At 74.0% G+C, this 12,678-nt stretch carries 11 protein-coding genes; 4 read left to right on the top strand and 7 right to left on the bottom strand.

Annotated elements, in window-relative coordinates; genetic code table 11:
* The first annotated feature begins 5 nt into the window (after positions 1–5).
* Entirely contained in the window at positions 6–704 is a 699-nt protein-coding gene (locus tag JQN70_RS15635) for a DUF5701 family protein (RefSeq protein WP_239111688.1), read from the top strand.
* Here JQN70_RS15635 and JQN70_RS15630 read toward each other — a convergent pair.
* Complete coding sequence (locus tag JQN70_RS15630; RefSeq protein WP_204132293.1) at positions 690–1,571, bottom strand: hypothetical protein; 882 nt, start codon at positions 1,569–1,571, stop codon at positions 690–692. The two genes, JQN70_RS15635 and JQN70_RS15630, sit on opposite strands and share 15 nt — an antisense overlap.
* Before the next feature lie 132 nt (positions 1,572–1,703).
* Positions 1,704–3,173 carry an MDR family MFS transporter gene (locus JQN70_RS15625; RefSeq protein WP_307836022.1) on the bottom strand — a complete coding sequence of 490 codons (1,470 nt, stop codon included), beginning with the start codon at positions 3,171–3,173 and terminating at the stop codon, positions 1,704–1,706.
* 71 nt (positions 3,174–3,244) lie between these two features.
* Here JQN70_RS15625 and JQN70_RS15620 point away from each other — a divergent pair, with 71 nt between their 5' ends.
* The 3 genes from JQN70_RS15620 (at position 3,245) to JQN70_RS15610 (ending at position 6,752) form a co-directional block, all read left to right on the top strand.
* A complete protein-coding gene (locus JQN70_RS15620; protein WP_307836021.1) occupies positions 3,245–4,513 on the top strand; it encodes an ArgE/DapE family deacylase in 1,269 nt (422 codons plus the stop codon).
* Positions 4,514–4,612: 99 nt separating this feature from the next.
* Entirely contained in the window at positions 4,613–5,692 is a 1,080-nt protein-coding gene (locus JQN70_RS15615) for an alpha/beta fold hydrolase (protein ID WP_204132291.1), read from the top strand.
* 31 nt (positions 5,693–5,723) lie between these two features.
* Entirely contained in the window at positions 5,724–6,752 is a 1,029-nt protein-coding gene (locus tag JQN70_RS15610) for a GNAT family N-acetyltransferase (protein ID WP_204132290.1), read from the top strand.
* A gap of 21 nt (positions 6,753–6,773) precedes the next feature.
* On the opposite strand, the gene JQN70_RS15605 is transcribed toward JQN70_RS15610, so the two are convergent.
* The 5 genes from JQN70_RS15605 to JQN70_RS15585 all read right to left on the bottom strand — a co-directional run bounded on the left by JQN70_RS15605 (position 6,774) and on the right by JQN70_RS15585 (position 12,662).
* Positions 6,774–7,442, bottom strand: coding sequence for an AMIN-like domain-containing (lipo)protein (locus tag JQN70_RS15605; protein WP_204132289.1), 669 nt, complete (start codon positions 7,440–7,442; stop codon positions 6,774–6,776).
* An 80-nt stretch (positions 7,443–7,522) separates the two neighbouring features.
* Positions 7,523–8,812 carry a cytochrome P450 gene (locus JQN70_RS15600; protein ID WP_204132288.1) on the bottom strand — a complete coding sequence of 430 codons (1,290 nt, stop codon included), beginning with the start codon at positions 8,810–8,812 and terminating at the stop codon, positions 7,523–7,525.
* Positions 8,813–8,869: 57 nt separating this feature from the next.
* On the bottom strand, positions 8,870–9,733 hold the full coding sequence (locus tag JQN70_RS15595) for an inositol monophosphatase family protein (protein WP_204132287.1): 864 nt from the start codon (positions 9,731–9,733) through the stop codon (positions 8,870–8,872).
* Positions 9,730–10,899 carry an ABC transporter ATP-binding protein gene (locus tag JQN70_RS15590; RefSeq protein ID WP_204132286.1) on the bottom strand — a complete coding sequence of 390 codons (1,170 nt, stop codon included), beginning with the start codon at positions 10,897–10,899 and terminating at the stop codon, positions 9,730–9,732. The genes JQN70_RS15595 and JQN70_RS15590 overlap by 4 nt, the downstream gene beginning before the upstream one ends.
* Positions 10,900–10,916: 17 nt before the next feature.
* Entirely contained in the window at positions 10,917–12,662 is a 1,746-nt protein-coding gene (locus JQN70_RS15585) for an ABC transporter permease (protein ID WP_204132285.1), read from the bottom strand.
* Positions 12,663–12,678: the final 16 nt, after the last annotated feature.

The raw sequence follows: 12,678 nt of genomic DNA, 5'->3' as shown, positions 1-12,678 counted from the left end.
AGGCGTTGAGACCGGGCCGCCCACGACGACCCGGAGGTCCCGCCATCACCGCTCCCGCCGCCACCGCACCCGCCCTCGACGTCCTCGACGAGCAGGTCGCGACCCTCGTCCGCCTCGGCTACCCGGCCCTCGCCGGCGACTCCGAGAACGCCTTCCGCGCCCGCGTCGCCCCGCTGCGCGACCTGGCCGCCGGTCTCGGCGACCTGCCGCCGACCGCTCACGGACGCACCCCCCTCGTCCTCGTCGTGACCCGCGAGGTCGTCGACCCCGAGCGGACCGTCCCGCTCCTGCGGCTCGCGCCGCGCGGCACCCGGCCCGGCATCCTCGACCGCAACCACGGCGAGGCGGGGCTGTCGCCGTACCGGCCGATCGAGGCGGTCGCCCTGCCCCGCCCGGACGCCTACCTCCTGCTCGACGTCGACCGCGGCGAGGAGTTCTGCGGCGTCCGCCCCGAGGAGGCGCTGCCGGTGGTGCTCGGCCGCGGACGGACCCCCCTGACCATCGAGGAGGGGATCGCCACCGTCACGCACGCGCCGGCGCTGCTCGAGAAGAACCGCTGCTTCATGCTGTCGGGCTCCCGGCGCGGCGACCGTCGGGTGCCGGCGCTGTGGATCAGCGAGCGCGCGCCGAAGCTGGGCTGGTGCTGGGACGGCAACCCGCACACCTGGCTCGGGGTCGCCTCGGCCGGGTCACGCCTCGGCTGAGCGAGGCACCCGCACGAGGAGGACGAGCGCCGCCCCGAGGCACAGCAGGGTCGACCCGATGCCGACCGGCGACGCCCACGTCTTCCCCGCGATCCCGGCGTCGGCCTGGAACCCCCCGACGACCTCGAGCACCGCGAGGTAGGCCGCCCCGGAGACGTTGACCGCCGACGCCAGCACCGACCCCCACGCCCGGCGGCGCCACAGCAGGACGCCGGCGACGAGGAACACGGGCGCGAGGACGCCGAGGTCGAGGGCGTAGACGAGGTGCACCGCACTGGGCGGCATGACGTCCTCGGGGAGCCGTCCGGTGACCGCGAAGCGCACCGACATCGCGCCCCAGGCGCCGACCAGGGCGAGCCCGACGAGCGCCGTGAACCCCGCGACGACGCGCGCGGCGGGTCCGCCACGGACGTGGGCCGCGAGCGCCGCGGCGTCGACGCTCGTCCCGAGGAGGACCAGCGCCCACACGGAGAGCGAGAAGGCCGCGACGTGGAGGAGGAAGACGCGGCTGAAGGCGGCGCCGAAGGCGTAGTACGCGAAGTTGTAGACGCCGTAGAAGAGCAGCCCGAGCCAGGTGGCGGCTGCCGGTGCGGATCCCCCACGCCGGGAGAGGACGAGGGCGAGCGCCAGCGCCGGGACCACGATCGCGACGGTGACGAGGTCGTTGCCCCGGAGCGCGGCCACGGCCCACGCCTGCTCGGGGTAGAGGCCGTCGACAGCGAGTCCGAGGACGGCCTGGAGGGTCATCAGCCCGACCACGACCCACGACAGCACGGTTCCGGCCCGCAGGCGCGGTCCGGCGACGAGGACCGGGCGATCGGCCCGCTCCGGGGGCGAGACGGCGTCGAGCCGAGTGACGATGGCCACGAGACCTCCTCGGTCGAGGGGGCACGTCCCCGCGGGTCCCTGCAGCCCGCGGGTGCGCGCCCCTGCACCGCCAACCTACGACGCCATGAACAGCCCTCGCGCGCAGGTGTTCCCGACCTCACACCCGATCGGTCAGGAGGGGGTCGTCGCCTCGACCTCGTGTACCTCGCGCGGCATGACGAGGGAGGCGAGCAGCATCGTCACCGAGACCCCGGCGGCGACCGCGAACACGGTCCCCAGCGCCGGCCCGAGCACTCCGGGGGGCAGCGACTCGAGGTCTGAGGGGTTGTGGCCCAGCCGCGAGCGGACGACCGTGTTGGCCACGGCGCCGAAGGCCGCGACCCCGACCGCGCTGCCCACCGAGCGCGCGAAGATCGAGGCGCTCGTCGCGACGCCGCGCTGGTGCCACGGCACCGAGGACTGGGCCGCGACGAGCGAGGGGCTGGCCACGTACCCGAAGCCGAGGCCGAGGACGAGGCAGGCGCCGGCGAGCAGCCACACCGAGCTGTCCGGGCCGACGGCGAGGAGCAGGCCCGAGCCCGCGACGGCCAGCACCGACCCGATGAGGAGGGTGGTCCGGAAGCCGAGCCGCAGGTAGAGCCGCCCGGCGGTGGAGGCGGCCACCGGCCAGCCCATCGTCATCGCGGCGAGCGCGAAGCCGGCGACGATCGCTCCGGTGCCGAGGACGCCCTGCGCGTAGAGGGGCACGTAGGAGGTGAGGCCGAGGAGCATGACGCCCACGACGAGCGAGACGAGCATCGCCCCGCCGACGACGCGGTGGCCGAAGACCCAGAGCGGCAGGACCGGCTCGGCGGCCCGGCGCTCGACGGCGACGAAGGCCGCGAGGAGCACGACCGCCGCGACGAAGAGCGCCACGCTCGTCGGGGACGACCACGCCCAGAGCACCCCGCCCTCGAGGAGGGCGACGAGCAGCGCGACCGTGCCGAGGAGCAGCAGCAGGGTCCCGGCGACGTCGATGCGCGGCCGCTCCGCGGCGGGGCGCGGTGTCTCGGAGAACCGCCGCCAGAGCATCCACGCCGCGGCGGCGCCGAGCGGCAGGTTGACGAAGAAGATCCAGCGCCACGTGAGCGCCTCGGAGAACACGCCCCCGAGGGTCGGCCCGACGAGCGAGCTGACGGCCCAGACCGATGCGATGTAGCCCTGGACGGTCGCCCGCTCGGCGACGGTGTAGAGGTCGCCGACGATGGTCATGCCGATCGGCTGGATGGCCCCGGCGCCGAGGCCCTGGACGGCACGGAACGCGATGAGCGCGCCCATCGACCAGGCGAGCCCGCAGAGCAGGGAGCCGAGGACGAAGAGGCCGACCCCGACGAGCATCACCGTCTTGCGGCCGAAGAGGTCGGCGACCTTGCCGTACACCGGGACCGAGACCGCCTGGGCGAGCACGTAGACCGAGAACAGCCAGGGGAACTGCGAGAGGCCCCCGAGGTCGCGGACGACGGCCGGCACGGCGGTGGCGAGGATGGTCGCGTCGATCGCCACGAGGCCGGTGGACAGCATCACCGACAGCAGGACCGGGCCGCGCTCGCTGCGCAGCCCGACGCTCGCGCGCGGGACCCGGGTCGTCGAGGGGGAGCTCACCTGCGGAGCAACCCGCGACCCCGGGCCGCGCATTCCGCGGTCGTGGCGCGCGGGAGCGCTAGCGTGCCGCCGTGGGTGCGCTGTCGGAGGACGAGGGCCGGGTGCTCGAGGCGCTCGACGAGCGGCGCCTCGTCGAGGACCTCGTCGCGCTGGTGCGCGTCCCCAGCGTCACCGGGTCGGCGGCCGAGGGCGAGGTGCAGCACCTGCTCGCCGGCTGGTTCGACGAGGTCGGGCTCGAGGTCGACATGTGGTCCGAGGACCTCGACGCCCTGCGCGCCGACCCCGGCTTCCCCGGCAGCGAGGCGCCGCGCACCGAGGCCTGGGGGCTGGTCGGGACGACGCCGGGCGACGGCGAGCCCGCGCTCGTCCTCCAGGGCCACGTCGACGTCGTGCCGGTCGGCGACCCGGCCGCCTGGGCGCACGACCCGTTCGCGGCCGTCGTGCACGACGGGCGGCTGCACGGGCGCGGCGCCTGCGACATGAAGGCCGGGGTCGCGGTGAACCTCGCGGTGGCCCGGGCGCTGCACCGCTCCGGGGTCCGCAGCGGGCGGCGGCTCGCCCTGCACTCCGTCGTCGGCGAGGAGGACGGCGGCCTCGGGGCGTTCGCGACCCTGCGCCGCGGGCACACCGGGGAGGTCGCGGTCGTCACCGAGCCGACGAGCGGCCGGCTGCTCACCGCCAACGCGGGTGCCCTGACCTTCCGCCTCGAGGTCACCGGCCTCGCCGCCCACGGCAGCACCCGCCTCGAGGGCGTCTCGGCCCTCGACACCTTCGCGGTCGTGCACGCGGCGCTGCGCCGGCTCGAGGCCGCCCGCAACGCCTCCCCCGACCCCCTGTTCGCCGGCACCCGGCTGCCGTACGCCCTCTCGGTCGGGCAGGTCCGCGCCGGCGACTGGGCGAGCAGCGTCCCCGACCTGCTCGTCGCCGAGGGGCGGTACGGCGTCGCGCTCGACGAGGACCCGCAGGCGGCGCGCGAGGCCTTCGTGCGGTGCGTCGCCGAGGCCGCGTCCGGGGACCCGTGGCTGCGCGAGCACCCGCCCGTGGTCACCTGGCCCGGGGGCGCCTTCGCCCCGGGTCGGTTGCCGGCCGGCCACCCGCTCGCCGACGAGGTGGCCGACGCGGCGGAGGCGGTGGGAATGGCCCGCCCCACGGTGGCGGCCGCGCCCTACGGCTCCGACCTGCGGCTCTACGCCGCGGCGGGGGTGCCGACCCTCCAGTACGGGCCGGGGGACGTGCGGCTGGCGCACTCGCCCCGCGAGTCGGTGCCGCTCGACGAGGTCGTCGCGGTCGCGCGGGCGCTCGCCGTCCTCGCCGTCCGGCGCCTCTCCACCACCGACTGACCACGTTCGGGATGGCCCCGGCCGGGTGGAGGGTTCCGCCGGCCGATGTCCGCCGCCTAGCGTCGGGACGTCAGCAGCGTCGCGACGAGAGGACCCGCCATGCCCCTGGACAACCCGTTCTACAGCGCCGAGGTGCAGGGGCCGTCCGAGCTCCTGCGGGTCGGCCGCTTCGAGCTCGAGGAGGGCGGGGTCATCCCCGACCTGCACCTCGCGGTCGCGACCTTCGGCGAGCTGAACGAGGCGAAGGACAACGCGATCCTCGTCCCGACGTGGTTCTCGGGCACGCACGCGACGTGGTGGCAGGTCTACATCGGTGAGGGCCGGGCGCTCGACCCGAGCCGGTGGTTCATCGCCGTCGTCAACCAGATCGGCAACGGGATGTCGACCTCGCCGCACACCACTGACGACACGTCCATCGCGATGTCGCGCTTCCCCGACGTCCGCATCGGCGACGACGTGCGGGCGCAGGAGCAGCTGATGCGCGAGCACTTCGGGATCGAGCGGTTCGCCCTCGTCGTCGGTGGCTCGATGGGTGCGCAGCAGACGTGGGAGTGGGCGGTCCGGTTCCCGGACAAGGTGCTTCGCGCGGCGCCCATCGCCGGCACCGCGCAGAACACGCCGCACGACTTCCTGTTCACCCGGACCCTCATGGACGCCATCACGTCCGACCCCGGGTGGAACGGCGGCGAGTACGCCTCGCACGAGGAGGTGGCCGCCGGCCTCGCGCGGCACGCCGACATCTGGGCGACGATGGGGCTGACGACCGACTTCTGGAAGACGGAGTTCTGGCGCGGCATCCCGCCGATCGCCGAGGGCCTGGAGTTCTCGACCTACGAGGAGTTCCAGCAGAACTTCACGCGCACGCTGTTCGGGATGATGGACCCGAACGCCCTGCTGTCGATGGGCTGGAAGTGGCAGCGCGGCGACGTCGCCCGCAACGCCGGCGGCGACCTCGCGGCGGCCCTCGGGCGGATCACGGCGAAGACCTTCGTCATGCCGATCGAGCAGGACATGTTCTTCCCGCCGCGCGACTGCGAGCCCGAGGCCGCGATGACGCCCGGCGCCGAGGTGCGGATGCTCCACAGCATCGCGGGACACTTCGGGCTCTTCGGGTTCGAGCAGTCCTACCTCGACGAGGTCGACGCCCACCTGCGCGAGCTGCTGGAGACCGAGGTCTGAGCCCCGTCCCGGCGGTGGGAGAGTGGTCGCCATGAACGACGCCGAGGTGACCATCGACGGACTGCCCGACCGCTACGCCACCACCCGCCCGGTGGCCGAGGACGTGCCCGAGGTCACCGCGCTGCTCGCCGCGCACCAGCAGGCCGCGAAGGGCTCGGCGGGCGTCGACCCCGAGGCGGTGCTCGGCCAGCTCGCGGGCACCGGGTCGTGGACGCGGCGGCAGGTGCTCGTCCGCGACCCCGACGCCCGGCTGCTCGCCTGGCTGTCGGTGCACGACCGCGCCGCCGGGCGGGTGCTCGTCGAGGTCACCGTCTCCCCGGACGCCGCCGAGAAGGAGGCCGACCTCCTCGCCGGCCACCTCTTCGCCGCGGGCGAGCGCCACGCCCGCGACATCGGCCGGATGCGCCGCCTGCGCACGACCCTCCTCGACTCCGGCGCCTACGCCGACGACCCCCGCCAGCAGCGCTGGCTCGACGCGGCCGGCTACCGCTGCACGCGGACCTGGCTCCAGATGACCCGTCCCGTCCACCCCGACGAGGAGTCCTCGCTCCCCGGTCCGCGTGAGGGGGTGCTCGTCCGCCCGGTCGACCGCCACGACGACGGCCTGCCCGTCGCGCAGGACCTCCAGGCCGTGCACCGGGTCCTCGAGGAGTCGTTCCAGGACCACTTCAGCTCCTACCGCGAGAGCTTCCCGGAGTTCGTCATGCGGCTGCGCGAGGATCCCGGCCACCGGTGGGACCACTGGTGGCTGGCGACCGTCGAGACCGACGAGGGCCCGCTGCCCGCCGGCGCCGTCGTCTCCTCGGTGCTGCGGCCGGACGCCGAGGGCATCCCCGGCAGCTACGTCGACTACATCGGGGTGCACCGGCGGGCCCGCGGACGCGGTGTGGCGAAGGCGTTGCTGCACACCGTGATCAGCGATGCCGCCCGCCGCGGCCGCAACCGGGTCGGCCTCGAGGTCGACGCCGACTCACCGACCGGCGCCGACGGCCTCTACACCTCGATGGGCTGGGTCACCGACTACCGCACCCAGTCGTGGCACCAGGACCTCGACCTCTGACGGGCCGGAGGCGGCAGGTCCTCAGCGGGCGACGTCGACGACGAGCCGGCTCGGGTTCGTCGCCGTCGAGACCTTGAAGGGGCGCTGCTCGCCGGTCAGCCCGATGAACGCCTGACCGTAGCCCTCGAAGCCGCCCCAGATGGCGTTCGCCTCCGCGACACCGGTTCCGGCGAGGGTCGAGGGCAGCGGGTCGTCCGGGCTCGGGGCCGACTCGCCCGGGATGTCGAGGGAGTTGACGACGACCTCGAGCCACACGTCGCCGGCGACCTTGACCCGCTCGCCCGACGGGTCGCCGATCGGCTCGTCGACATAGCGGACCCGGTAGTTCGGGGCGTCCTTGCCGGTGAACTCGTAGACGACGCGGTCGTAGCCCTCGTGCTTCCCGACCCGCGACTCCAGGCCGATGCCGAGGTCGGCGCCGAGCTCGGGCCAGTCATCGCTCTGCTGGTCCTCGAGGGTGAAGCCGGCGAGGGTGCCGCTCGGCGACGGGGAGGCGGAGGACTCGGTGGGCGACGGCGAGGCGGACGGGCCGGCGGACGAGGTCGAGACCGAGGGGTCGGGACCGAGCGGCGGGTCCTCCTTGCCGCCGACCGTGCAGGCGGCGAGGGTCGCGACGGCCAGCGCGGTCGTGGCGGCCAGGGCCGCGCGGCCCGCCCGTCGGGTGCGGGGTGCGGTGGTCGGTGCGCTCATCGGTGATCCCTTCACGCCCTCATGGTCGCGGACCGCGACCCTCGCCCGTGGGACGTCGGGGGAGGGCGTGCCGTTCCGGGTCAGTGGACGACGATCCGGGCCCCGTGGCCCGGGACGCTCGTGATGTTGCGGACCCGCGGTGGCTCCGGGCCGAGCGACTTGACGTCGACGGCCACGAGCACCTCGCGGAGCACGGCGACGGCCTCCATGAGGGAGAACCCGGCTCCGAGGCAGCGCCGCACGCCGCCGCCGAACGGGATCCAGGTGTTCGGGGCCGGCTGGCCGCCGAGGAAGCGCTCGGGGCGGTAGGCGCCGGGGTCGGGGTGGTTCTCGGCGCGGGAGTGCGCGAGGAGGATCGAGGCGGCCACCGTCGTGCCGGCCGGGAGGTCGCGGCCGCCGACCGTCGCCGGCGCGCGCAGCACCCGGACGACCATGGGGATGACCGGATGCAGGCGCATCGCCTCCTCGACGAGGGCCTCGAGCCGGTCGTCGTCCCCGCTGCGGGCGGCGTCGCGCGCCCAGGCTCGCCGCTCGGGGTCGAGGCCGATCTCGTGGAGGGTCCAGGCGAGGGCCGTCGCGGTCGTCTCGTGCCCGGCAAGCAGCAGGGTGACGAGCTGGTCGCGCAGCTCGTCGTCGGTGAGCCGGTCGCCGCCGTCGTCGACCCGGACGAGCCGGGACAGGACGTCGTCGCGGTGCGGGAGGTCGGGGTCGGCCCGGCGTTCGCGGATCTCCTCGCGGACGAGGGCGTCGAGGGCGGACGTGCGCTCGGCGGCCCGGCGCCACATCCCGACGTGCCGGAGCCTGGGCACGGCGTAGCCGAGGAAGACGAGCGGGCTGACGTCGACGAGGTCGCGCACGAGGGGCCGCAGCCGGGCCAGCCGGGTGTCGTCGGTGACGCCGAAGACGACCCGGAGGATGACCTCGAGGGTCAGCGCGTTCATCCGGTCGAGCACGGGGAACGGGACGCCGGGGACCCACGAGCCGACCTCGGTCTTGGCCAGCCCGGAGACGAGGTCGGCGTACCCGCGCAGCGCCCGCCCCGAGAAGGCCGGCGTGAGGAGGGCCCGGGCGCGCCGGTGCTCGAGGTCGTCGAGGAGCAGCAGCGAGTGCTCGCCCATCACCGGCCCGAGCAGCGAGTTGGCCTCGCCGGCGTGGAAGACGGCGGGGTCGCCGGCGAAGATCTCGCGGACGGCGGCGGGGTCGGAGAAGAGGACGACGTCACGGCCCCGGGGGAGCAGCCGGACGGTGAAGACGTCGCCGTACCGGCGGTGCAGCCGGGGCACCCAGCGGTGCCGCAGCCGCATCATCCCGACGCTCTGGACCGCGCGCGGCAGGCGGGGACCAACCGGGAGACGGGGTGCGTCGGCCATCCGTGCACCTCCTCGTCGTCGTCCACCGAGGGTAGCCCGCGCCGCGCCGCCGGGTCCTCAGGCCGACGCGGCCGGCAGCCGGCTCCCGGACAGCCGGCGGACCACCGAGTCCAGCGTGGGGTAGTGCGCCCCCGGGCCGACGGCGTAGTAGGACGGCGCGAGGTGGAGGGTGCGGGGGTCCTCGTCGGGGCGACCGTCGACGAACCCCACGTAGCGGCCGCCGGCCATGCGCACCACGAGGCTGCCGGCGGCCACGTCCCACGGGTGGGTGTGCAGGTCGAAGGTCGCGTCGGCCCAGCCGGCCGCCACGTGGACCAGGCCGAGTGCGCCGCTGCCCATCGCCCGCGTCGTACCGAAGGCCTCGAGCAGCCGACCGGTCGCCTCGAGCGCCGCTGCCCCGTGGCTCGCGAGGTCCAGGGCGGCGGGGAAGCTGCTGACGACCGTCGCGCCCAGCTCGGTCGGCGCGGCCGGCGGGCCCAGGCGGGCGCCGTCGAGCCACGCGCCCCCGAGGTCGGCCGCGAACTCGTGCCCGCCGACCGGGTCGAGCACCACCCCGGCCACGACCTCGCCCTCGATCGCAGCCGCGACCGAGACGCACCAGAAGGCGATGCCGTTGGCGAAGTTGACGGTCCCGTCGATGGGGTCGACGTGCCAGACGACCCGCCCGTCGCCGACCGCGCCCCCCTCCTCGCCGAGCACGGTGCTGTCCGGCTCCTCGCGCAGGATGAGGTCGCGGATGATCGCCTCCGAGGCGAGGTCGTGCTCGGTGACGAGGTCGTGGGCACCGCCCTTGTGCTCGACGAGCATCGGCGACCGGAACGCGGTCAGCAGGTGGCGGGCGCTGGCCGCCGCCGCGGCCGAGGCGACCCGCCGCAGCCGATGTGACTCCTGGACGGCCTCCGCCGTCGCCGCGCCGCTCACGGCGCCCCGGCGCCCGGGACGGGGAGGAGCCAGGTGCGCGCGGCCTCGAAGGAGACGTCGACGAGGTCGCCGGGCTCGAAGGTCTGGTCCTCGTGGGGGTCGGCCACCGACGCCACGATGTTGCCCGCCTCGGTCTCGATGTCGTACTCGACCGACTGGCCGTAGAACATCGACGAGATCGTGCGGCCCGTCGAACCACCGACGGAGTCCTCACGGGCCGGCCGCAGCCGCACCGACTCCGGCCGCACGAGGAGGGCGGGGGCGGAGTCGGCGGTGGCGTCGGGGTGACGGGGCACGGTCCACTCCCGGCCGAGGACGGTGATGCGGGCGGTGTCGGGCCCGACGTCGGAGACCTCGGCGTCGAGGAAGTTGGCCCGGCCGATGAAGTCGGCGACGAAGACCGACGCCGGGTGACGGTAGATCTCACCCGGGGTGTCGACCTGCTCGATGACCCCGACGTTCATGACGACGATCCGGTCCGACATCGTCATCGCCTCGTCCTGGTCGTGGGTGACGAAGATGGTCGTGATGCCGAGCCGGCGCTGGAGGCGCCGGATCTCGCCGCGCATCTGGACCCGGAGCTTGGCGTCGAGGTTGGACAGCGGCTCGTCGAAGAGCAGCACCTTCGGGCGCATCACGAGGGCCCGCGCGAGGGCTACGCGCTGCTGCTGGCCACCGGAGAGCTGGTGCGGGGCACGGTCCGCGAAGGCGGCGAGGTTCATCGAGGTGAGCACGGTCTCGACCTCCTCGCGGACCCGCGTCCCGGGGAGCTTCTTCAGCCGCAGGCCGTAGGCGACGTTGTCGAACACGGTGAGGTGCGGGAAGAGGGCGTAGGACTGGAAGACCATCGCCATCGGCCGGTGGTTCGGCGCCATCCCGGTGATGACGTCACCGTCGAGCAGCAGCTCCCCGGCAGTGGGCGTCTCGAAGCCGGCGATCATCCGCAGCGTCGTCGTCTTGCCGCAGCCGGACGGCCCGAGCAGCGTGAGGAACTCGCCCGGGTTGATCTCGAGGTCGATGTCGCGCACGGCCGGCACGGCGTGGTGGTCGGTGCCGTACACCTTGCGCAGGCGGCGCAGGTCGAGCCGGCCGGGGGTCGCGGCGGGCAGGGCGTCGGCGGCGCGCTCGTCGACGACGAGCGCGGCGGACTCGGTGTGCTGGGTCATGGTGCTCCTGGTGCTGCTCACCGGCGGTTGACGCCGCGCAGGGACGGGTGGAGGAGTGCGAGGTTGAGCAGACCGATGACCGACAGCACGATGACGATGAGGATCGCGCAGTAGGCGAAGGCGTTGCCGAACCGGCCCGCGTCGACCTCGGCGAGGATCTGTGAGGTCATGATCTTGGTCTGGGGGGTCGTGATGAACACGATCGGTGACAGGGTCGTCATCGACCGCGCGAACGCGTAGGTCAGGCCGGAGAGCAGCGCAGGCCGGATGAGCGGCAGGGTGACCTTGCGAAAGGTCGTCAGGCTGTCCGCCCCGAGGCTCGTCGAGGCCTCGTCGATCGCCGGGTTGATCTGCTGCAGCGCGGAGATGCCCGAGCGCTGCCCGGACGGCAGCGATCGGGCGACGAACACCATGACGATGGCCATCGCCCCTCCGAAGATCGCCGACCCCCCGGCCACGGCCGGGAACCACTGCCGGTTCGCGAACACCGTCGGGGTGTTGAACGCGATGGCGTACCCGATGCCGAGCACGGTGCCCGGCACCGAGAGCCCGAGCATGCCGACGAAGTCCATCAGCCCCGACGTCCGGCGCAGCTTGCGCACCACGAGCCACGCGATGAGCATCCCGAGGATCCCCGCGAGCGGCGTCGCCACGAGGGCGAGCAGCGTCGTGGTGAACATCGCGTCCGACCCGATGCCCGCGAGGACGAACCGGTAGTGGGACAGCGTGAACTCGTTGTTGACCCCGAAGATCTTGACGAACCCGCCGACCACCACCGTCGAGTACATCGTGACGACGAGCAGACAGACGAGGACCGCGGCGGTGAGGATCGGGATGCGCAGCGCCGGTGTGCGCACGAGCTCCGGTGTGCCGGAGGGCTTACCGGTGACGCTGACGACGTTCTGCCGCCCGACCCAGTAGCGCTGGACGAGGAAGACGCTGAGAGCCGGGACGAGCAGGACGAGCGAGTACGCGGCCCCGCCGGCGACGTTGTACTCGCCGGTGACGGCCAGGTAGGCCCGGGAGGCGAGCACCGTGTAGTCGCCGCCGAGGACGAGCGGGTTGGCCAGGTCGGCGATCGACTCCACGAACAGCAGGAGCACCGAGCCAGCGATGCCGGGAACCAGCATCGGCAGGGTGACCGTGCGGAAGACCTTGCCCTTGCTGGCACCGAGCAGCGCGGCCGCCTCGTCGAGCGAGGGGTCGAGGCTCTCGAGCATCCCCTTGAGGTTCATGTACGCGACCGGGAAGAACGACATCGACAACACGAGGACGAGCCCGCCGAGTCCGTAGATGTCGACGCCGAGACCGAGCAGGTCGCTGCTGACGATCCCGTTGCGCCCGAACAGGGTGATCGCCGCCGTCGCCACCGCGAACGGGGGCGACACGATCGGCATGAGCGCGATCAGGTGCATGATGCGCTTGCCCCGGAAGTCGAGGCGCACCTGCGCATAGGCCATGACGAAGCCGACGAGCGTGCCGACGAGCGACACGATCACGCCGAGCTGCACCGTGTTCCAGAGGATCCGGCGGTTCACCGGGTCGGTGAGCATGGAGCTGACGATGCCCCAGCCCTCCTCGGAGAAGGCGGCGAGGAGGATGCGCAGCAGGGGCAGCCCGACGATCGCCACGAGCACCACGGCCACGACGACGACGGTGGCGACGAGGGTGAGGTCGCGACCGGAGCGGGGGCCGGAGCGCCGGCGGCCGGGCGCGGGGGCTTCGGTCGGGGCGGGGGCCCCGGGCAGGAGCGTGGCGGTCATCGGCGTCCGCCCGGTG

It is taken from the genome of Phycicoccus sonneratiae (assembly GCF_016887965.1).
GTDB lineage: Bacteria > Actinomycetota > Actinomycetes > Actinomycetales > Dermatophilaceae > Phycicoccus > Phycicoccus sonneratiae.
Note: the sequence above shows the minus strand (reverse complement) of the source record. Positions and strands in the feature narration are given on the sequence as shown.

What these genes read in the sequence shown, in the direction of transcription:
- JQN70_RS15615 (WP_204132291.1), top strand. Translation starts at nt 4,613, where the DNA reads ATGCCCCTGGACAACCCGTTCTACAGCGCCGAGGTGCAGGGGCCGTCC.
- JQN70_RS15610 (WP_204132290.1), top strand. Translation starts at nt 5,724, where the DNA reads ATGAACGACGCCGAGGTGACCATCGACGGACTGCCCGACCGCTACGCC.
- JQN70_RS15605 (WP_204132289.1), bottom strand. Translation starts at nt 7,442, where the DNA reads ATGAGCGCACCGACCACCGCACCCCGCACCCGACGGGCGGGCCGCGCG.
- JQN70_RS15600 (WP_204132288.1), bottom strand. Translation starts at nt 8,812, where the DNA reads ATGGCCGACGCACCCCGTCTCCCGGTTGGTCCCCGCCTGCCGCGCGCG.
- JQN70_RS15590 (WP_204132286.1), bottom strand. Translation starts at nt 10,899, where the DNA reads ATGACCCAGCACACCGAGTCCGCCGCGCTCGTCGTCGACGAGCGCGCC.
- JQN70_RS15585 (WP_204132285.1), bottom strand. Translation starts at nt 12,662, where the DNA reads ATGACCGCCACGCTCCTGCCCGGGGCCCCCGCCCCGACCGAAGCCCCC.